The sequence below is a fragment of the Vibrio penaeicida genome, from assembly GCF_030689305.1.
Lineage (GTDB): Bacteria > Pseudomonadota > Gammaproteobacteria > Enterobacterales > Vibrionaceae > Vibrio > Vibrio penaeicida_B.
Genome location: NZ_JAUYVM010000029.1, coordinates 1 through 18,361, shown reverse-complemented (window position 1 = coordinate 18,361; position 18,361 = coordinate 1). Strand labels below are relative to the sequence as shown.

Below are 18,361 nucleotides of genomic sequence, written 5' to 3'. Positions count from 1 at the left end.
TTAGGGCACTTTTACTTAAGCTCAATGAATTGAAGGTCGAATCAACGTTTGATTTCAGCGACTGGGATGTACTTGTATATCAACCGTTTCATGAAGCTCCGAAAACACGACAACCGCTTGACCACTTCGCAGTTGAGCACGCACATGATCCACTTTCTCATTTAGGCTGATTTCACTGGCACCGTAATCAGTACCTTCTCTTAGTACGAACTCTTTAATTAAATTCGTGAGTGTATCAGCCTCAATTTGTTCCCAAGGGACGATCATAAATACCTCAAAATTTTATGTCGTCGCAATCTTACCATTAATCTTACTCGGCGCGTTACAGGCTTCCTTTTCTAAGTAGGGAGAAAAATGTTCAGGTAACGCTTCTTCTAACCAAAACTTTGGCTTAAAGAGGTGACCAGTGACAAATCCTACATGCCCGCCTTTAGGGAGTAAGTGGTACTTCACATGTTCAGGAAGAGGCGTAGTTGGAATCACTGCTTCTGTCATGAAAGGATCGTCTTGTGCATGAATGATGTCTGTTGGAATCCGAATTCTTTTGAGCATCGGAAGCCCAGAACAAGTTTGATAGTAATGGTGTGCATCCTCAAACCCATGCAACCGAGAGGTAATGACGTCATCGAAATCAAACATGGAATCAATCTCGTTGACTTCTTTTTCTGTCAGGGGCAATACTTTCTGAACTAATGGCAACTTTGCGACGGCATTCTCTTTGAGCGATGAGAGCAGGTAGCTTTGATACACCTTGGAAAAGCCTCGATTAATGCGTTGAGAGCATGCCAATAAATCAAGTGGGGCAGATACAACCGATGCCGCATTAAGCAAGGTGTTTTCCGTGTACTTTGCAAGGTAGTTGACCAGCATGTTCCCTCCTAAAGAGACACCTACCGCTACTTTTATTTGCCGAGGAAAACGTTTTGTTAGTTGTTCGATGAAAAAGCGAGCGTCCTCTGTTTCACCCGAGTGGTAGGCTCTAGGGAGTCGGTTAGGTTCACCACTGCAACCACGAAAGTGCATCATTACAGCTAACCACCCTTCTTTCGCAAACGCGTGCATCAATCCATTGGCATAGGGGCTATCAAAACTGCCTTCTAAACCATGAAATAAAATAAATATGGGTTTTGAAGTATTGGACTTAGGGTCTTCACTCCACGCCAGATCAACAAAATCACCATCTGGTAGTTCAAGCCTTTCTCTTATTGGTTCAAACAACGGCTTACGTCGGATAAAGCGTGAGACTAACGTTTGAACGTGCGCATTTCCTAACCCAAATACGGGTTTAAATGGGATCATAGTGAAAAGTCCGAAATAGGGTTACTGTGAAGTAATTCTGCCAGAACGTTAAGCCCTTGTTCCAATTGTTGATGAGTAACGGGTGAACTGAGTGACAAACGAATAGCTGGAGGAACGGCACCACCAGGAGGGACAAAAAGCTCTCCTGATTTGATAATGACATTCCTTGAAGCTGCTTGTTGAACGAAGTCGCTTAATCGCCATTGCTCTGGAAGCGTTAACCACAAATGGAAACAATCTTTCTGGTAGCTGATATCGAACGAACCAAGGTATTGCTTTGCCAGCGCGAGCCTGACACTCATCTCATTACGTATGGTGTCTATGACATGTTCGGCTTGATTAGTTTGTATCATTTGGCATGTTAATGCGGTCAACAGTGGGCTGATCATCCAGCTTTGGTTTTGCAACGTCATACTCAACTGCTGATACAAATGATCCGGTGCTTGCACGAAACCTACACGTAGCCCCGGTGCTAAACACTTAGAAAAAGCACCAATATGGATAACTTGTTCTGGCATAGAGTTAACCAAAGGAGGAGGCGCTTGTTTTGGTAATAGACCGTTAACGTCGTCCTCAATAGCAATGACTTGGTATTGTTTACAGACGTCAAGAATGGCTTCACGTCTCTCCACACTCATTGTTGCGGTGGTTGGGTTTTGCAGAGTGGGTGTAAGGTAGACAAAGCGTGCTGACTGGTTCTGTTTGCATGCAGATTCTAAAGCGGTAGGCGTAATGCCTTCTTCATCCATATCTACGCCTTTTAAGGACAACTGATTTTGCCGCGCCAAACTCAGTAGTCCAGGGTAGGTGAGTTTCTCACATAAAATGGTGTCCCCCGCTCGCGTAAATGCGCTTAGTACCATTTGAATCGCGTGTTGTGCTCCGCTACTAAACAACAGCTTTTGAGCTTGCACATGAACCCCTTGAGTTTTTAGCCAGTTGGCTACGATCTTGCGATGCGAATCGATACCAGTAGGTTTTTGGTACAGCATAAATTGATTCAACGCCGCGTTATTGTGAGACAGAGAATTCATTGCTTCCGACAAAATACCGGCTCTATCCAGTAAAGGGGGGATGTTGTAGCCAAAATTACACTCTTCGGTCTCTTCCACACTCTCTTCAAATACCCAACTGGCTTTCGAATTATCTCGAATATAGGTACCAGCGCCCACGCGCGCTTCGACTAACCCGCGCCTTTCGGCTTCTGCATAGGCACGAGTAATGGTACCGACCGTAACCCCTAACTTATCCGCTAATGCCCTATGGGTTGGCAGCTTATCGTTAGCACGGATGATGCCTTCTTCTATTTGCAGAGCAATGGCATCCGCCACTTGATGATACAAAGGGGAGGATAGCGTTTTATCGACGATGATTGTTTCAATTGTCATGGTGACAATAAACCTTTTGCACTGAGATTATTCCATTGTTATGGTCAATATGTGCACACAATTTTAATTATTCAACTTAAATACTAAATTGTATCGATACAATGTGAAGAGGAGCAAATTTATGGATTGGCAGTTTTTTACCTCGGTCGCATTGTTTGCAACTGTGATGACGGGAACCCCAGGGCCTAATAACGTTATGCTGACGGCTTCAGGAGCTAATTTTGGATACCGCCGAACCGTGCCGCATTTTGTTGGAATTGGCTTTGGGCTTTTGACTCAAATGATCTTGATCGCGGCAGGGCTTGGTGTCGTGTTCGAACGTTACCCGGAAGTGCAGCAAATATTGAGAGTGGCATCCAGTGCCTATTTATTGCTTTTGGCGTGGCGAATTGGCACAGCAGCGCCACCAACAGGTCGCGATGATGATAGTTCAAGACCAATGACTCTGTTTGAAGCAGCACTGTTCCAGTACCTTAACCCCAAAGCTTGGATCATGTCACTTACCGCTGTAGGGACCTTTTCATTTTCGGGTGATCGATTCTGGTGGTCTGTTGTGGCTATGGGAATGATTTTTTGGTTTGTACAGCTGCATACGTCATCAGTGTGGGTGGGGTTTGGTACTTTGATTCGACGATGGCTGTCGAGTGTCACAGCGTGGAAGTGTTTTAATGTCACTATGGGTTTGCTTACCGCTAGTTGTGTTGTGTTTATTTGGTGATGTCTATGCAATTTGATTTGAATGATATTGCGAAAAACAGCGTTCTTTGTTGGCTATCAACGTCTGATTTATCAGGGCAACTTAATGTCTCACCAAAAGAAATTTTTCATTTAGTGGATTCAAATACGTTATTGATTGCAGATATCGCATCTCCTCAGTCAGTGGCGAATTTGAGGGAGAACGCCAATGTTTGCGTTTGTATGTTGGATATTTTTCGCCAGCGCGGCGTCAAATTAACTGGAAAAGGAAAGTACGAACGTTGGCGAGGGGAATCCGTTTTGGAGGGCGAACGAATACTGGTTCAAAAGGCGGGTAATTTCCCATTGAGAGGGATTATTACTATTGATATATCCAGTATTTCTTCCGTGATAGCACCAAGTTATTGGGTAAAACCAGAGCAAAGTGTGGAAGAGAAAGTTGCCGATGCTATGGCGTCTTATGGAGTTAAGCCAGTTGAAGATGAATCTTCAAAAAATGAAATTAAGTGATCAGCTTGCAGGTATTGGCAATACGCACTCACCATCGAGTCCCCATTGTTTACTGACAGTTTAAGGTTGTTGAGACAATCAACTAAATCAGATTGCTGCTGTTTTTCCAGCAGCAATTCAAATTGCAAGGTTTCTCGGTAGAGTGTATCGGGTAGGTGAGACTTGGATTTACGCCGCAGTTCTCGGTAATTTACCAATAAGTTCTCAGATCGAATCAGGCAATCTTGTACTGGGTGCCAGTCTTCCTTATCAAAAGCCAGCTTCTGCTCGTCCAGCCATTTGAGCAATAAAAGAAGGTTTACATTTCCTTGGTATTGGTTTTGAAGGGTAAGACACGCTTCTTTTACCTGACGCACACTGTAGTACTGTAGGCTAAATTGCCACAAACGTTCTAAAGTGAGCGACATTGATTGCGTGTCTTTGGGCATTCTAGTTCATCTCCAGTTCCATCTGCTCAAGGGCTTCCTGCTCTGCCATCCACTCCATTTCTATGTCTTCGAGCTCGGATTTTGCAGAGGCTTGTTGCGCCAGTACTTCATTAAGCTTAGCTTTATTTTCCGCTTGATACAGGTCGGTATCGCCGAGCTGTGTTTCGGTGTCTGACAAAATTTGACCGAGTTTATCCATCTTTTGTTCCAGCTTTGTCAGGTTTTTGCGAATTGGCGCAGTCAGTTTGCGAAACTCCGCTTCTTTTCGCTTTTGCTCTTTACGCGCTGCTGCGCTGTTATCCGTGCTTTTTTCTGGGGCGGCTGCTTGCAGCTCTTTACGTTCTGCTTTTTGCTGTTCTGTCAGCCATTTGTAGTAGTCGCTCAAGTCACCATCGAAAGGGGCAACTTGACGATCGTGAACTAAATACAAATCATCGGTAGTTGCGCGCAGTAAGTACCTATCGTGGCTCACTATTACCATGGCACCTTCAAAGGTTTGCAGTGCCATGGTGAGCGCTTGGCGCATATCTAAATCAAGGTGGTTGGTTGGTTCATCAAGTAACAAAAGGTTGGGTTTTTGCCACACAACTAACGCCAGCACTAAACGGGCTTTTTCGCCTCCAGAGAACGGGGCGACTTTTTCCAGAGCCTTATCTCCTTGGAAGCCAAAGCTACCTAAGTAATCTCGGAGTTGCTGTTCATTTTTGTCAGGCGCAATCTGCATCATGTGTTGAAGCGGCGTTTCTTCAGGGTGCAGAGTTTCAAGTTGGTGCTGCGCAAAGTAACCAATCTTTACGCCTTGAGAATAAGTAAAGTCACCCGATTGCGATTGCAGTTCGCCTGAAAGCAACTTTATCAGTGTTGATTTACCAGCGCCATTTCGACCAAGCAAACCAATACGGCTGCCCGGTACAAGGTTAAGCCTAATCTTCTCGAGGATTAAGTTGTCATCGTATCCGGCGGAGACCTGATCCATCATTAAAATCGGATTAGGTAACGCAGCGGGCTCTCTAAATTCAAAATTGAATGGATTATCAAACTGAGCAGGCAATACCTTTTCCATTTTCTCCAACGCTTTTATTCGACTTTGTGCCTGACGTGCTTTGGAAGCTTTGTAACGGAACCGGTCAATGTAGCTCTGCATATGCGCCATTTGCTTTTGTTGTTTCTGGAACATGGCTTGTTGCAAAATAAGCTTTTGCGCACGTTGATTTTCAAACGATGAGTAGTTACCGGTGTACTCATTAAGAAGCTGATTTTCTACGTGTATGATTCGACCAACGATAGGGTCAAGAAAGTCCCTATCGTGTGAGATTAAAATTAAGGTGCCGGGGTAATTTTGCAGCCAACGTTCAAGCCACATGACAGCATCTAAGTCTAGGTGGTTGGTCGGTTCATCAAGTAACAGTAAATCAGAACGGCACAATAGCGCTTGTGCGAGGTTAAGCCGCATTCTCCACCCACCAGAGAATTGCGTAAGATTCCAGCTCATTTGTTCTTGGCTGAAACCTAAGCCATCCAGCAATTCAGCGGCACGTGCTTTAATGGCGTATCCGCCTATAACTTCAATTTTTCCGTGAAGTTCTGCAACCAGGTTTCCGTTATCTTGTTGCTCGGCAATGTCCAGTTTTGCTTCGAGCTCTCGAAATTCTCTGTCACCATCAATCACATAATCCAAAGCTTCTCTTTCAAGAGCAGGTGTTTCCTGTGCTACCCAAGCAAGCTCCCATTGACTAGGCTTATGAAAGGTGCCAGCGTCAATAGACAGTTCGTCTTTTAGTAGTGCAAATAAGGTGGATTTACCACAGCCATTTTTTCCGACCAAACCGACTTTGTCTCCGGGGTGAATGGTCGCGCTGGCTTGATCTAGCAGAGGTTTGCCACCTCGAAGGAGTTGGATGTCAGAAAAGGTAATCATAGTGCTCGTGTCGAATAAGAGAATTTAACGGTTCGAATACTATGGGGATTCATGATAAATGTCGATCATTATACTATTTACGTTATGATGGAACTACGGAAAAACAACAACATGCCGTAAGGGAAGACGTCAGAAAGCATGACCGTTATTCAAGAAAAAACTCAATCGCTGCCTAAGATTTTGGTGATTTACGTTCACCCCGATCCAGATAACTCTGTCGCAAACCAAGTGATGATCAAACAGATCCGTGGGTTAGACCACGTGACTATTCATGATCTCTATGCGCATTACCCTGACTTCTTTATAGATGTTGCTCACGAACATCAGTTGTTACTCGATCATGATGTCATCGTTTTCCAGCACCCTCTTTATATGTATTCCTGTCCAGCACTGTTAAAAGAGTGGATGGACAGAGTACTTGGAAAAGGATTTGCGTTTGGTGAAGGTTGCGCATTAGCCGGAAAATACTGGCGAAGCGTGATCACAACAGGTGGTGCAGAGAATGCGTTTGCTGCGAGTGGTTACAACAAGTACCCACTTGAAGAGATTTTGCAGCCGTTCGAGCTAACGGCATTACTGTGCAGGATGCATTGGATAGATCCTTTGACGCTTTACTGGGCGAGGAACGCTACAGATGGCGAGCGCTACCAACACGCTGAGCAATACCGGCACTGGCTGTTAAACCCTCTAGAGAATGGGAGTACGAATGGCTGCAACGAATGAGATTCTCACGAGCACCGCAATTTTCCTTTCTGCCGCGGTGGTGGCTGTTCCATTGGCACAACGCATGGGGCTGGGCTCGGTATTAGGTTATTTACTTGCAGGAATTGCGATTGGCCCTTGGGGAATGGGGCTTATCAGTGATGTAGAAGCCATTTTGCACTTTGCTGAATTTGGTGTGGTGCTGCTTTTATTCCTGATTGGATTAGAACTTAACCCAAGCAAACTCTGGCAAATGCGACGACCCATTTTAGGGTTAGGGGGAGCGCAGGTCCTTATTACTACGACGGTTATTTCATCGATAGTCTATTACGGCGGCGTGTCTTGGCAGAGTAGTTTGGTGATAGGGATGGGTCTGGCACTGTCTTCAACCGCAATAGCGCTGCGAGTCATTGAAGAACAGGGTTGGACAGGAACCGAAACCGGGCAGTCTGGCTTTGCCGTATTACTGTTTCAGGATATTGCCGTTATTCCTATGTTAGCTGTCATCCCTATTTTGGCTGGTGGTTCTGGTGGTGATTGGTTGGATGCGCTGAAAACTTTGGGCGGTATTGTCGGTCTGTTGGTAATAGGCCACTATCTTTTGAGACCCGCTTTTCGATACATCGTATTAACCGGTGTGCGTGAACTTTTCACTGCCACAGCACTACTTTTGGTTGTGGGTATTGCTTTAATCATGCAGCAGCTTGGTTTATCAATGGCGCTTGGTACTTTCCTTGCGGGTGTTCTACTCGCTGAAAGTGAGTACCGACATGAATTAGAAATCGCCATTGAGCCATTTAAAGGCTTGCTACTCGGATTGTTTTTTATTGCAGTGGGCATGGCCGTAAATCTTGGGCTGTTGGTTATTGAACCGATTGAAGTTCTGGTTGCTGTCGTCTTACTTATTTCAATTAAAGCCAGCGTGCTTTACATGTTAGGCCGACTGTTTGGTACCAGTGCGAAAGCGCGAAGTTCAATGGCAGTGATACTCAGTCAAGGCGGCGAATTTGCTTTTGTTATTTTTACCGCAGCGCAGGCAGAGAACCTGTTAGACCCGGAGCTGGCTGCGTTTTTGCTGGTGGTCGTGAGTATTTCCATGGTAACGACACCTTTACTACTTCTGATTCAAAAGCATTGGTTTGCACGTACTATCAATGACGGCGATGGGATGAAGTCGGATGTGATTGATCGCAGGCCAAGGGTAATCATCGCTGGGTTCGGGCGTTTTGGTCAGGTCGTCGGGCGACTAATGTATGCCAATAAGATCCGCATTACCGTGTTAGAAAGTGATGCGAGTCAGATTCAGCTTCTTAGAAAGTTTGGGTATAAGGTGTTCTATGGTGACGCGACCCAACTCGAGTTATTGAGAGCGGCAGGTGCTGCCAAGGCAGAAGCAATAGTAGTATGTACCGATTCACCTGATGAAGTGATGAAAATAGTGGATTTGTGTCGTCATCATTTCCCTAACTTGAAGGTATTGGCACGAGCTCGTAGCCGAGTAGAGGCGTATCAACTGTTGAACCATGGCGTAGATGCGTTTTCTCGAGAGACCTTCTTAGGGGCATTGGATTTAGGTCGTCAAACACTGACTCAACTTGGAATGCACCCGTATCAAGCGAAACGCGCGACATCGCATTTCAAAAAGCTCGATATGAAGATGCTAGAAGAGTTACTTCCAGAGCACAGTGAAGATAAAGAGTTGGCTATGCGAGCCAAAGAAGCTCGCAAGGAACTGGAAGAAATATTTGGACGTGAAATGGAAAATGATTCCCGCCAAAATTGGGAATAGAGGTGAACGTGAAACTGAAGAAAAGATTTATCGCTGGTGCGGCATGTCCGCAGTGTAAAGAAAAAGATACCTTACGCTGGTGGGAAGAAAATAGTGTGGAAGTGGTTGAATGTGTTGACTGCGACTATGTTGAACAAAGAACCACTGAAGCTGTGGAAAAAAGCGAGCATGCCGCACAAGACATGATTGGCATCTTTAAGCCAGATTGAGCCTGTACGAATAAAGAAAACCGCGCTTTTATTGTGTTTTGATATTTCGTCCCCATAATAGCGGGGTAATCAATATTTTTCCTGGGTATCGACTTTCTCCCAGGATTTCAAACCTCCTTGGAGTCATCATGAAAATTGAAAAAAACGTGGTTGTTAGTCTGGCATACCAAGTGAAAACGGAAGACGGTGTCGTTGTCGATGAGTCAACTAGCGAAGCGCCATTGGACTACCTTCACGGTCACAACAACCTAATCACAGGTCTTGAGAAAGAGCTGGATGGTAAAGTGGTAGGCGACAAGTTTACCGCGAACGTTTCTCCAGAAGATGCATACGGTGAGCACAATGATGCACTGGTACAGCGCGTACCAGCAAATGTCTTCCAAGGCGTCGATGAGATTGAAGTGGGTATGCGCTTCCTAGCGGATACTGATCAAGGTCCTATCCCTGTTGAAGTAACAGAAGTAGACGGCGATGAAGTCGTTGTTGATGGTAACCACATGTTGGCGGGTCAGTCTCTGACTTTTGAAGTCGAAGTCATAGCAACGCGTGAAGCAACAGCGGATGAAATCGAACACGGACATATCCATCAAGAAGAAGGATGTTGTGGTGGTGACCACGATCACGACCATGGCGAAGAGAAAGATGGTTGCTGTGGTGGCGGAAGCTGTAGTTCCCACTAATTCTTAAGGTTTGTTTTTAAATAACCTTAAGTAGCTAAAATTGAGAGCGCCGACTGATGACTCAGTTGGCGTTTTTTTATGGGCTGTGAGAAATTACGTAAGCGGTAAATCTGATTTTAGGAAAGTACAATGACTAAGCCTTTTTCCATCGCAATACATGGTGGTGCAGGAACAATTTTAAGAGACAAAATGACGACAGAAATGCGAGCTGAATTCCAGCAAGCATTGACTCTCTCTGTAAAGGCGGGTCACAAAGTGCTGTCTGAAGGAGGAGACGCGCTTGATGCTGTGGTCGAAGCAGTAAAAGCTATGGAAGACTGCCCACTATTTAATGCAGGAAGAGGCTCTGTACTCACCAACAGTGAAATGGTTGAAATGGATGCATCCTTGATGCACGGAGCAGAGAGTGAAGCTGGCGCCATTGCTGGAGTGCGTCATATCCAGAACCCTATTGCTCTTGCCCGTGACGTGATGAAAAAAAGCAATCATGTCTTATTGATTGGGGAAGGTGCAGAAGAATTCGCGTTCGAGCATGGGTATGAGTACACCGAGCAAGACTATTTTTATACTGAGCGTCGTTATGAGCAACTGAAAACCATGAAAGAAAAAGGATTGTTTGCTTTATCAGAATCTAAATATCCCGACGATAAAAAATATGGCACGGTCGGTGCTGTGGCGTTGGATAGCCAAGGAAATTTAGCAGCAGCAACCAGTACTGGTGGGGTAACAAATAAGAAGTATGGTCGAGTGGGAGATTCAGCCTTAATAGGGTGTGGAACCATCGCTGAAAACGGCAATGTTGCAGTATCTACAACGGGCATGGGCGAATACTTTATCCGGAAAACAGTGGCGGCAGACGTTGCTGCCCGGATGAAATACCTAAAAGAAGATGTTCATGTCGCGTGCGAAACGATCATTCAAGGCGAACTGAAATCCATGGGTGGGGAAGGCGGGCTAATCGCGTTGGACTCGCATGGCGATATCCATTTCGGCATGAATAGTTCAGGTATGTACCGAGCTAGTATTAACACTAACGGTGAACTGCTCGTTAAGATTTTTTCCGATGAATAAAGCCGGTATAGCTTCCCTGTTCCAACGTCAAAAGGATCAGTAATGCGGTGGGGGCGTTTCCTCAGAGGCGTCCGCCAAGTTGGATGAATCCATATTTTTCACCTTGCCGACCACATATTTCATTTGATCCTGCATCTTTGTAATCAGCAATTGCTGCTGACTTAACGCGTCGTTTAACTCGTCAATGGTTTGCTCTTGAAAAGCAAGTTGGCATTCTAAGTCTTCAATACGTTTTTGCAGTTCTTTCTCGTTTGGCATGGTGTTTACTCAGTTTCAATCTGCCACGCTTGAGCAATACCTGCTGACGTGCCAGAAATAATTCGTTGCTGTTCATCGAAGGACGCATCATACACGACAGCGCGGGGAGGGCGAGCATCTTTTTGCGGTTCGACTTCCCAATAATCAAGACGTTTGCCACTTTGAGTATCCCATAGCATGACTCGGCCTCCTGGCGTACCAGTAACAAGCTGCTTTCCATCGTCAGAAAAGCGTGCCGATGTGAATATTAGCTGACGTTGGAACGCTTTTAATTCGGATATTCTCTCACCGTTAGATAAATCCCAGACAAACGCGTCGTTAGACCCATCAGACGTAAAAGCAAGTTTACCGTCGCGCTGCAGAGCGACTCGGTTGATTCGGGCATCGTGCTCAAATTTATAAAGTGCTAGCCCAGTTTGGGTGTCCCATAAATAGGCGTTGTAGTCGTTTCCACCAGATAGAGCAAACCGACCATTTGGGGAGAGAGCCACAGAATTAACTTTTTCCCGGTGAGCAAGGAACTCAAGACGTCGTCCAGTGACTAAGTCCACATAAATGGCCTTCCCATTTGATAAGCCCAGTAGAACTTGTTCACCATTACTGGAAATATCGATGTCGCGGATAACACCATCAGAGATAGACCAAAGCCCTTGAGCTTGTGTCCAACCGAGGTCCCATACTGCAAAATTCTGTTGCGTAGCGGTAATGGCAAAGCGTCCGCTGTCAGCAATTCGAATATGGGAGACGGTATTGGACTGTGGATCTTGAGCGCCTAATTGGGCAAGCTCTTCGTTATTTTCTAGATCCCATAGAAGCAATTGGTGTTCTTTTGAATAAAGTAAAGCGAAGCGTCCATCTCGGCTCAAACCAAAGCTCGTTGTGCCAGATGGTTCTATAACCCAGCGTTGGTCATTTTTTTGTGTGAAAAAGCACCCATTTAACAAAAGAATGACAATGGTTAGAACCACAGAGTGAGAAACTGTTCGCATCGCTGTAGAAATCCGGTTTGTGTCAGTGGACATGAAACCAGTATATTGATACCACAACTTTTTTGCACGAAACTGTGCAAGATATTTAAAGGATGTCGGAGAGGCTCTCCGACAAACATTTATAATTTGGAGAATTAAATGAAACCTTTGTTTAAAGCGTCACTGCTAGCTGCAACAGTTGCTCTGGCTGTAGGCTGTCAAGAAGAAGTAAAAGAAGAGCCGAAAGTAGAAGAAACCGCAAAAGTAGAACAAGCTGCTCCAGCTGTGGCCTTCCAGAACGAAGATGAAAAAGCGGCATACGCAATTGGTGTATCGTTTGCAAACTACTTGAACACAAGTATCGAAAAGCCTAAAGAAATTGGTATCGAGCTGAAAAAAGAGCTCGTGCTTCAGGGTATCGAAGATGTCTTTGGTGAGAAAGCGGCGCTAAATGAAGACGAAATTCGTGCAGCTCTAGAATCTTTAGATCAGCGTGTGGCTAAGAAAATGGAAGCACAAGCGGCTGAGAAGTCTGCTGCTGCTAAGAAAGAAGGCGACGATTTCCGCATAGAGTTTTCTAAGCAAGAAGGCGTTTCAGCTACTGAATCTGGGCTTCTTTACCAAGTATTGAGCGCAGCAGAAGGCAACTCACCTAAAGAGACAGATACTGTTGTTGTACATTACTCAGGTACTCTGATTGATGGCACTAAGTTTGATAGCTCATACGATCGCGATCAACCTGCTACGTTCCCTCTAAATCGAGTAATTCCTGGCTGGACTGAAGGTGTTCAGCTAATGCAAGTCGGTTCCAAGTACAAATTTGTTATCCCACCAGAGCTAGCCTACGGTGAGCAAGACACTCCAACGATCCCTGCGAACTCGACACTAGTATTTGAAGTCGAATTGCTTGAAATCGATGGTGGCGACAAAGCAGAAACTGCAACTCAGTAAGCATTGGTCTACATATTCAAAAGAGCTCCCCGGAGCTCTTTTTTTCGTCTGCATCTAGGAAATCAATGCAATGTTTGCTCTAAGTCACTAGATAGTATGGTTATCCGTGCCCGATTAAAATTTTCTGATAAACTTCTAGCAAATAATTGAAATAAATATGCACTAGGTAAGGTGAACGTGAATACATCAGATGCGATTTATGCAGATTCGCTGCTTGAGATGGAATCCATAGATGTGAAGCCATTTTCTGAGCACGATAAAATTATCCTTCGTTCATACGAAGCGGTGGTCGATGGGCTTGCCAGTTTAATTGGTGCACACTGTGAAATCGTACTGCACTCACTCGAAGATCTAAATACGTCTGCCATTAAAATCGCAAACGGAGAAAATACTGGTCGCCAGGTTGGCTCACCCATTACCGATCTTGCGTTAAAAATGCTGAAGGATATTGAAGGCTCGGAACGTAACTTTTCTCGTTCTTATTTTACTCGCGCGAAGGGTGGGGTGTTGATGAAATCAATCACAATCGCCATTCGTAACGGTGACAACCGTGTTATTGGTCTCTTATGTATCAATATCAACCTAGATGTTCCATTCTCTCAAGTTTTGCAAGCATTCATGCCAAATGAAGAAGCGAAAGAGGCTGCCTCTTCCGTTAACTTCGCTAGTGACGTAGAAGAGCTGGTGGATCAAACTGTTGAGCGCACTATAGAAGACATCAACGCAGATAAGTCTGTTTCTAACAACACTAAAAATCGTCAGATTGTTATGGATCTCTATGACAAGGGTATCTTTGACATAAAAGACGCAATTAACCGTGTTGCGGATAGGCTCAACATCTCCAAGCACACCGTTTATTTGTATATTCGTCAGCGTAAGACTGAGGATGGCGAGAGGTGAGTGTATCTCTCACTTACACTTTGGTTGTCAATGGTGGTGTATATGGCACTCAATCAGCTCGAAATGCCTACCAATTCGCATGTGCGCTGATTGAAAAAGGGCATACATTAGTTAGTGTTTTCTTTTATCAAGATGGCGTATACAACGGAACGCAATTATCGGTACCTGCTAACGATGAGTTTGATCTAACAAAAGCGTGGCAAGAGTTAGCCAAAACAAATGGTATTCGTATGGAGACTTGCGTTGCTGCCGCGTTAAGGCGTGGAGTGGTTAGCCAAGATGAAGCTGAACAACATCGATTGACGCAACACAATCTAGCCCATGGTTTTGAACAAGCCGGTTTGGGGAGCTTAGCTGAAGCAATGCTCACCCAAGATAGAGTGATTCAATTTTGAGTAAGTTAACATTTGTATTTAGAACGTTGCCTCACGGTCGAAATTCTGGACGAGAGGGCGTCGATGCGCTTTTGGCTGCATCGGCATATTGTGAGGACGTAACCGTTTTGTTTATCGGTGATGGCGTTGCTCAATTACTAGCATCGCAAAATACATCTGACATTCTTAGCAAAGATTATGCTCCAATGTTCAAACTCTTCGATTTGTATGACATCGAAAATGTATTCATATGTGAAGACTCTCTCTATGAGCGTGGACTAAAAGATGCAGGGTTAATCATTGATGCAGGCCGATTATCTAGAAAACAGATGATAGATAAATTGAACTCTGCTGGTAAAGCACTGACTTTCTGAGAATAGAGCATGCTACACATCGTCAAATCTCAAACTGCAATAAAAGAAGCCATCCAATACGCATCCTCACAAGATATTATCTTGCTTGTTGAAGATTCCGTCTATGCAGCTAACACTCACCATCATGCTTTTGAATACCTCTCAAACGGTAAACTGGCTATATATGTACTGATACCTGATGTGGATGCAAGAGGGCTGAGAAGCTGTATTGATGATAATGTCGTTAAAGCCGACTTTAACGATTGGGTTACTCTCACAGAGGCACATGAAACCACCCTAACCTGGGAATAAGCCGCATCGGCATTCAATTATCCTCCCTAAAAATGCAGTTATGCTTTGAGCTTGTCTTTATGTGTTTTTCGCTAGACAAGCTAAGCTGGTAAAAAAGATCTGTATATTTCTTGACACTCACATCACTGCTGCATAGAATTTTGCGTCCCCAATTGTACATAGGTGCATTTTGGGGAATAGATTTTTCACAAAGCTTACTTTCAAGTAATTCAGGAGCTAGTTAATGGCAACTATTAACCAGTTGGTACGTAAGCCTCGTGCAAAGCAGGTTGTTAAAAGCAACGTGCCTGCACTAGAAGCGTGCCCACAAAAACGTGGTGTATGTACTCGTGTTTACACTACTACACCTAAAAAACCTAACTCAGCACTTCGTAAAGTATGTCGTGTTCGTCTAACGAACGGCTTCGAAGTGACTTCGTACATCGGCGGTGAAGGTCACAACCTTCAAGAGCACTCAGTTGTTCTAATCCGTGGCGGTCGTGTTAAAGACCTTCCGGGTGTACGTTACCACACTGTTCGCGGCGCACTTGACTGTGCTGGCGTAAACGACCGTAAACAAGGTCGTTCTAAGTATGGTGTGAAGCGTCCTAAGTCTTAATGCCCCTTTTCTGTAAAAAGAAAGGCGTTAAGTAAGGCCAAACACTAAATTTTCATTTTTATTTTTTGAAGAAACTGAAAAGTTTTGGATAACCTGAAGAAGACAACGGAGAATATCCATGCCACGTCGTCGCGTAATTGGTCAGCGTAAGATCCTTCCAGATCCTAAGTTCAAATCTGAATTGCTGGCAAAGTTCGTTAACATCCTTATGGTTGACGGAAAGAAATCTACTGCAGAGAAAATTGTTTACACTGCACTAGAAGCAATGGCTGAGAAATCTGGTAAAGATCACTTAGCTGTATTTGAAGAAGCTCTTGAAAATGTTCGCCCAGCGGTAGAAGTTAAATCTCGCCGTGTGGGTGGTTCAACTTACCAAGTACCTGTAGAAGTACGTCCGGTTCGCCGTAACGCACTTGCTATGCGTTGGTTGGTTGAAGCTGCGCGTAAGCGTGGTGAAAAATCTATGGCTCAACGCCTAGCTGCTGAAATGCTAGATGCGTCTGAGAACAAAGGTACTGCGGTTAAGAAACGTGAAGACGTTCACCGTATGGCTGATGCTAACAAAGCATTCGCACATTACCGCTGGTAATACCTTCTGTGCTGCGAGGTTCTCTCGCAGCACTTTTCTATTTCCTAAGGTGAACCTTAGTAAGAGGATACAATCGTGGCTCGTAAAACTCCTATTGAGCGCTACCGCAATATCGGTATTTGTGCTCACGTAGACGCAGGAAAAACAACCACAACTGAGCGTATTCTGTTCTACACTGGCCTTTCTCACAAAATCGGCGAAGTTCACGATGGTGCTGCAACCATGGACTGGATGGAGCAGGAGCAGGAGCGTGGTATTACCATCACCTCAGCTGCAACTACTACTTTCTGGCGTGGTATGGAAGCACAGTTCCAAGATCATCGCGTAAACATCATTGATACCCCTGGACACGTAGACTTTACTATCGAAGTAGAGCGTTCTCTCCGTGTACTTGATGGTGCAGTGGTTGTGTTCTGTGGCTCATCAGGTGTTGAACCTCAGTCTGAAACTGTATGGCGTCAAGCAGACAAGTACCAAGTTCCTCGTATGGTATTTGTAAATAAGATGGACCGTGCAGGCGCAGACTTCCTACGCGTTGTAAACCAAATTAAAGATCGTCTTGGTGCGAACCCAGTTCCTATCCAATTAAATATTGGTGCAGAAGATGAGTTCGGAGGTGTCATCGACCTTATCAAGATGAAAGCAATCAACTGGAATGAAGCCGATCAAGGCATGACGTTTACATACGAAGACATTCCAGCTGACATGCAAGAACTTGCTGAAGAGTGGCATTCAAACTTAGTTGAAGCAGCAGCTGAAGCAAGCGAAGAATTAATGGACAAATACCTTGAAGACGGCGAATTAACTGAAGCTGAAATCAAGGATGCGTTACGTACTCGTACACTAAACAACGAAATCGTACTGGCAACATGTGGCAGTGCGTTCAAGAATAAAGGTGTGCAAGCCGTATTGGATGCTGTTATTGAATTCCTACCTTCGCCTGTTGATGTACCCGCAATCAAAGGATTAGACGACAATGAAAATGAAGTTGAGCGTCATGCTGACGACAACGAACCATTTTCTGCTCTCGCGTTTAAAATTGCGACAGACCCATTTGTAGGCACATTGACATTCATGCGTGTTTACTCTGGTGTTGTGAACTCTGGCGACAGCGTCTATAACTCTGTTAAGCAGAAGCGTGAACGCTTCGGTCGTATTGTGCAGATGCACTCAAACAAGCGTGAAGAGATTAAAGAAATTCGCGCTGGCGACATTGCCGCTGCAGTCGGTCTAAAAGATGTAACAACAGGTGACACGCTGTGTAATCAAGATCATAAAGTGGTACTTGAACGCATGGAGTTCCCTGAACCAGTAATTCAAATTGCAGTTGAACCTCGTTCTCAAGCTGATCAGGAGAAAATGGGTATTGCGCTAGGTAAACTGGCAGCAGAAGATCCTTCTTTCCGTGTTGAAACTGATGATGAAACAGGTCAAGTACTGATTTCGGGTATGGGAGAACTCCATCTAGAAATTATTGTTGACCGTATGAAGCGTGAATTCAGTGTGGACTGCAACGTGGGTAAACCACAAGTTGCTTACCGTGAAACAATTCGCGGCAGCACAGAAGTTGAAGGCAAATTTGTCCGCCAGTCAGGTGGTAGAGGTCAATACGGACACGTATGGCTGAAACTAGAACCTGCAGAAGTTGGTGACGGGTTTGTTTTTGTAGATGAGATCGTTGGTGGTGCTGTTCCTAAAGAATACATCAGCTCCGTATCGAAAGGTATCGAGGAGCAAATGAACAACGGTGTGTTGGCTGGCTATCCTGTACTGGATGTTAAAGCAACACTATTCGATGGTTCATACCACGATGTCGACTCAAGTGAGATGGCGTTTAAAATCGCTGGCTCCATGGCCTTTAGGAACGGTGCACTTGAAGCGCAACCTGTTCTTTTAGAGCCAATGATGAAGGTTGAAGTAACGACTCCAGAAGACTGGATGGGTGATGTAGTAGGCGATCTTAACCGTCGTCGCGGCATCATTGAAGGTATGGACGAGGGGACAGCTGGCCTGAAGATAATTCGTGCACAAGTTCCGTTGTCAGCCATGTTCGGGTACGCAACTGACTTACGTTCTGCGACACAAGGTCGTGCTTCTTACTCTATGGAGTTTAGTGAGTACGCTGAAGTGCCTAAAAATGTTGCTGAAGCAATCATTTCAGAGCGTGGATAATCGTTATTTGATTAATAACGAACCTATTGCGCTGACGCACGTTGGCGCATAAAATAGCAAATTCTGGCGCACCTTGAGCAGATTTCAGGGTGAATCATAACTAGGAAGGAACACGATCGTGTCTAAAGAAAAATTTGAACGTACGAAACCGCACGTAAACGTTGGTACTATCGGCCACGTTGACCACGGTAAAACA

Annotated in this window: 22 protein-coding genes; 15 read left to right on the top strand and 7 right to left on the bottom strand. The window is 44.8% G+C overall.

All coding sequences use genetic code 11. The features are described from left to right. Positions 1-54: 54 nt before the first annotated feature. The 3 genes from Q8W40_RS26620 to Q8W40_RS26610 are packed head-to-tail and all read right to left on the bottom strand — an operon-like array spanning position 55 to position 2,687. Positions 55-267 (bottom strand): YheU family protein, encoded by a 213-nt coding sequence (locus Q8W40_RS26620; protein ID WP_305401762.1) that lies wholly within the window; start codon positions 265-267, stop codon positions 55-57. Positions 268-282: 15 nt separating this feature from the next. Further along, a complete protein-coding gene (locus Q8W40_RS26615; protein ID WP_305401761.1) occupies positions 283-1,299 on the bottom strand; it encodes a hydrolase in 1,017 nt (338 codons plus the stop codon). After that, positions 1,296-2,687: an aminotransferase-like domain-containing protein gene (locus Q8W40_RS26610; RefSeq protein WP_305401760.1), complete on the bottom strand. Its 1,392-nt coding sequence runs from the start codon at positions 2,685-2,687 to the stop codon at positions 1,296-1,298. The genes Q8W40_RS26615 and Q8W40_RS26610 overlap by 4 nt, the downstream gene beginning before the upstream one ends. 121 nt (positions 2,688-2,808) lie before the next feature. Here Q8W40_RS26610 and Q8W40_RS26605 point away from each other — a divergent pair, with 121 nt between their 5' ends. Together Q8W40_RS26605 and Q8W40_RS26600 are read left to right on the top strand one after the other, a co-directional pair. Further along, the gene (locus tag Q8W40_RS26605; RefSeq protein WP_305401758.1) at positions 2,809-3,405 is read left to right on the top strand and encodes a LysE family translocator; all 597 of its coding nucleotides are present in this window, start codon (positions 2,809-2,811) and stop codon (positions 3,403-3,405) included. A gap of 5 nt (positions 3,406-3,410) precedes the next feature. After that, on the top strand, positions 3,411-3,893 hold the full coding sequence (locus Q8W40_RS26600; RefSeq protein ID WP_305401756.1) for a pyridoxamine 5'-phosphate oxidase family protein: 483 nt from the start codon (positions 3,411-3,413) through the stop codon (positions 3,891-3,893). Here the strand turns inward: Q8W40_RS26600 and Q8W40_RS26595 are convergent. Together Q8W40_RS26595 and Q8W40_RS26590 are read right to left on the bottom strand one after the other, a co-directional pair. Further along, complete coding sequence (locus tag Q8W40_RS26595) at positions 3,842-4,321, bottom strand: TIGR02444 family protein (protein ID WP_305401755.1); 480 nt, start codon at positions 4,319-4,321, stop codon at positions 3,842-3,844. The genes Q8W40_RS26600 and Q8W40_RS26595 overlap by 52 nt on opposite strands. A gap of 1 nt (position 4,322) precedes the next feature. After that, positions 4,323-6,239 carry an ABC transporter ATP-binding protein gene (locus Q8W40_RS26590; RefSeq protein WP_305401753.1) on the bottom strand — a complete coding sequence of 639 codons (1,917 nt, stop codon included), beginning with the start codon at positions 6,237-6,239 and terminating at the stop codon, positions 4,323-4,325. Between the two features lie 138 nt (positions 6,240-6,377). On the opposite strand from Q8W40_RS26590, the gene kefG reads away from it, so the two are divergent. The 5 genes from kefG (at position 6,378) to Q8W40_RS26565 (ending at position 10,690) form a co-directional block, all read left to right on the top strand. Continuing rightward, positions 6,378-6,962, top strand: coding sequence for a glutathione-regulated potassium-efflux system ancillary protein KefG (gene kefG, locus Q8W40_RS26585; RefSeq protein ID WP_305401751.1), 585 nt, complete (start codon positions 6,378-6,380; stop codon positions 6,960-6,962). After that, on the top strand, positions 6,946-8,730 hold the full coding sequence (kefB, locus tag Q8W40_RS26580) for a glutathione-regulated potassium-efflux system protein KefB (RefSeq protein WP_305401749.1): 1,785 nt from the start codon (positions 6,946-6,948) through the stop codon (positions 8,728-8,730). The genes kefG and kefB overlap by 17 nt, the downstream gene beginning before the upstream one ends. A gap of 8 nt (positions 8,731-8,738) precedes the next feature. Beyond that, entirely contained in the window at positions 8,739-8,939 is a 201-nt protein-coding gene (locus tag Q8W40_RS26575; protein WP_101111263.1) for a YheV family putative zinc ribbon protein, read from the top strand. Between the two features lie 128 nt (positions 8,940-9,067). Continuing rightward, positions 9,068-9,619, top strand: a complete 552-nt coding sequence (slyD, locus tag Q8W40_RS26570) for a peptidylprolyl isomerase (RefSeq protein WP_305401748.1) — start codon at positions 9,068-9,070, stop codon at positions 9,617-9,619. A gap of 129 nt (positions 9,620-9,748) precedes the next feature. Beyond that, a complete protein-coding gene (locus tag Q8W40_RS26565) occupies positions 9,749-10,690 on the top strand; it encodes an isoaspartyl peptidase/L-asparaginase family protein (protein WP_305401746.1) in 942 nt (313 codons plus the stop codon). Positions 10,691-10,726: 36 nt separating this feature from the next. Here the strand turns inward: Q8W40_RS26565 and Q8W40_RS26560 are convergent, their stop codons facing one another. Together Q8W40_RS26560 and Q8W40_RS26555 are read right to left on the bottom strand one after the other, a co-directional pair. After that, positions 10,727-10,948: a SlyX family protein gene (locus Q8W40_RS26560; protein ID WP_101111198.1), complete on the bottom strand. Its 222-nt coding sequence runs from the start codon at positions 10,946-10,948 to the stop codon at positions 10,727-10,729. A 5-nt stretch (positions 10,949-10,953) separates the two neighbouring features. Further along, positions 10,954-11,937, bottom strand: coding sequence for a WD40 repeat domain-containing protein (locus Q8W40_RS26555; RefSeq protein WP_305401745.1), 984 nt, complete (start codon positions 11,935-11,937; stop codon positions 10,954-10,956). A 138-nt stretch (positions 11,938-12,075) separates the two neighbouring features. Between Q8W40_RS26555 and fkpA the strand changes: the two genes are divergently transcribed. From fkpA to fusA, 8 genes are all read left to right on the top strand, one after another. After that, positions 12,076-12,867: an FKBP-type peptidyl-prolyl cis-trans isomerase gene (fkpA, locus tag Q8W40_RS26550; protein WP_305401744.1), complete on the top strand. Its 792-nt coding sequence runs from the start codon at positions 12,076-12,078 to the stop codon at positions 12,865-12,867. Positions 12,868-13,086: 219 nt separating this feature from the next. Beyond that, positions 13,087-13,767 (top strand): helix-turn-helix transcriptional regulator, encoded by a 681-nt coding sequence (locus Q8W40_RS26545; protein ID WP_370693440.1) that lies wholly within the window; start codon positions 13,087-13,089, stop codon positions 13,765-13,767. Beyond that, positions 13,764-14,162: a sulfurtransferase complex subunit TusD gene (tusD, locus tag Q8W40_RS26540; protein WP_305401740.1), complete on the top strand. Its 399-nt coding sequence runs from the start codon at positions 13,764-13,766 to the stop codon at positions 14,160-14,162. Before Q8W40_RS26545 ends, tusD begins: the two co-directional genes overlap by 4 nt. Next, on the top strand, positions 14,159-14,515 hold the full coding sequence (gene tusC / locus Q8W40_RS26535; RefSeq protein ID WP_305401739.1) for a sulfurtransferase complex subunit TusC: 357 nt from the start codon (positions 14,159-14,161) through the stop codon (positions 14,513-14,515). Before tusD ends, tusC begins: the two co-directional genes overlap by 4 nt. Before the next feature lie 9 nt (positions 14,516-14,524). Then, on the top strand, positions 14,525-14,806 hold the full coding sequence (gene tusB, locus Q8W40_RS26530) for a sulfurtransferase complex subunit TusB (RefSeq protein ID WP_305401736.1): 282 nt from the start codon (positions 14,525-14,527) through the stop codon (positions 14,804-14,806). Positions 14,807-15,029: 223 nt separating this feature from the next. After that, on the top strand, positions 15,030-15,404 hold the full coding sequence (gene rpsL, locus Q8W40_RS26525; RefSeq protein ID WP_004399892.1) for a 30S ribosomal protein S12: 375 nt from the start codon (positions 15,030-15,032) through the stop codon (positions 15,402-15,404). 118 nt (positions 15,405-15,522) lie between these two features. Continuing rightward, a complete protein-coding gene (rpsG, locus tag Q8W40_RS26520) occupies positions 15,523-15,993 on the top strand; it encodes a 30S ribosomal protein S7 (protein ID WP_031493416.1) in 471 nt (156 codons plus the stop codon). 75 nt (positions 15,994-16,068) lie between these two features. Continuing rightward, positions 16,069-18,165 carry an elongation factor G gene (fusA, locus tag Q8W40_RS26515; RefSeq protein WP_305401535.1) on the top strand — a complete coding sequence of 699 codons (2,097 nt, stop codon included), beginning with the start codon at positions 16,069-16,071 and terminating at the stop codon, positions 18,163-18,165. Positions 18,166-18,361: the final 196 nt, after the last annotated feature.

What these genes read in the sequence shown, in the direction of transcription:
- Q8W40_RS26620 (WP_305401762.1), bottom strand. Translation starts at nt 267, where the DNA reads ATGATCGTCCCTTGGGAACAAATTGAGGCTGATACACTCACGAATTTA.
- Q8W40_RS26615 (WP_305401761.1), bottom strand. Translation starts at nt 1,299, where the DNA reads ATGATCCCATTTAAACCCGTATTTGGGTTAGGAAATGCGCACGTTCAA.
- Q8W40_RS26610 (WP_305401760.1), bottom strand. Translation starts at nt 2,687, where the DNA reads ATGACAATTGAAACAATCATCGTCGATAAAACGCTATCCTCCCCTTTG.
- Q8W40_RS26605 (WP_305401758.1), top strand. Translation starts at nt 2,809, where the DNA reads ATGGATTGGCAGTTTTTTACCTCGGTCGCATTGTTTGCAACTGTGATG.
- Q8W40_RS26600 (WP_305401756.1), top strand. Translation starts at nt 3,411, where the DNA reads ATGCAATTTGATTTGAATGATATTGCGAAAAACAGCGTTCTTTGTTGG.
- Q8W40_RS26595 (WP_305401755.1), bottom strand. Translation starts at nt 4,321, where the DNA reads ATGCCCAAAGACACGCAATCAATGTCGCTCACTTTAGAACGTTTGTGG.
- Q8W40_RS26590 (WP_305401753.1), bottom strand. Translation starts at nt 6,239, where the DNA reads ATGATTACCTTTTCTGACATCCAACTCCTTCGAGGTGGCAAACCTCTG.
- kefG (WP_305401751.1), top strand. Translation starts at nt 6,378, where the DNA reads ATGACCGTTATTCAAGAAAAAACTCAATCGCTGCCTAAGATTTTGGTG.
- kefB (WP_305401749.1), top strand. Translation starts at nt 6,946, where the DNA reads ATGGCTGCAACGAATGAGATTCTCACGAGCACCGCAATTTTCCTTTCT.
- slyD (WP_305401748.1), top strand. Translation starts at nt 9,068, where the DNA reads ATGAAAATTGAAAAAAACGTGGTTGTTAGTCTGGCATACCAAGTGAAA.
- Q8W40_RS26565 (WP_305401746.1), top strand. Translation starts at nt 9,749, where the DNA reads ATGACTAAGCCTTTTTCCATCGCAATACATGGTGGTGCAGGAACAATT.
- Q8W40_RS26560 (WP_101111198.1), bottom strand. Translation starts at nt 10,948, where the DNA reads ATGCCAAACGAGAAAGAACTGCAAAAACGTATTGAAGACTTAGAATGC.
- Q8W40_RS26555 (WP_305401745.1), bottom strand. Translation starts at nt 11,937, where the DNA reads ATGCGAACAGTTTCTCACTCTGTGGTTCTAACCATTGTCATTCTTTTG.
- fkpA (WP_305401744.1), top strand. Translation starts at nt 12,076, where the DNA reads ATGAAACCTTTGTTTAAAGCGTCACTGCTAGCTGCAACAGTTGCTCTG.
- Q8W40_RS26545 (WP_370693440.1), top strand. Translation starts at nt 13,087, where the DNA reads ATGGAATCCATAGATGTGAAGCCATTTTCTGAGCACGATAAAATTATC.
- tusB (WP_305401736.1), top strand. Translation starts at nt 14,525, where the DNA reads ATGCTACACATCGTCAAATCTCAAACTGCAATAAAAGAAGCCATCCAA.
- rpsL (WP_004399892.1), top strand. Translation starts at nt 15,030, where the DNA reads ATGGCAACTATTAACCAGTTGGTACGTAAGCCTCGTGCAAAGCAGGTT.
- rpsG (WP_031493416.1), top strand. Translation starts at nt 15,523, where the DNA reads ATGCCACGTCGTCGCGTAATTGGTCAGCGTAAGATCCTTCCAGATCCT.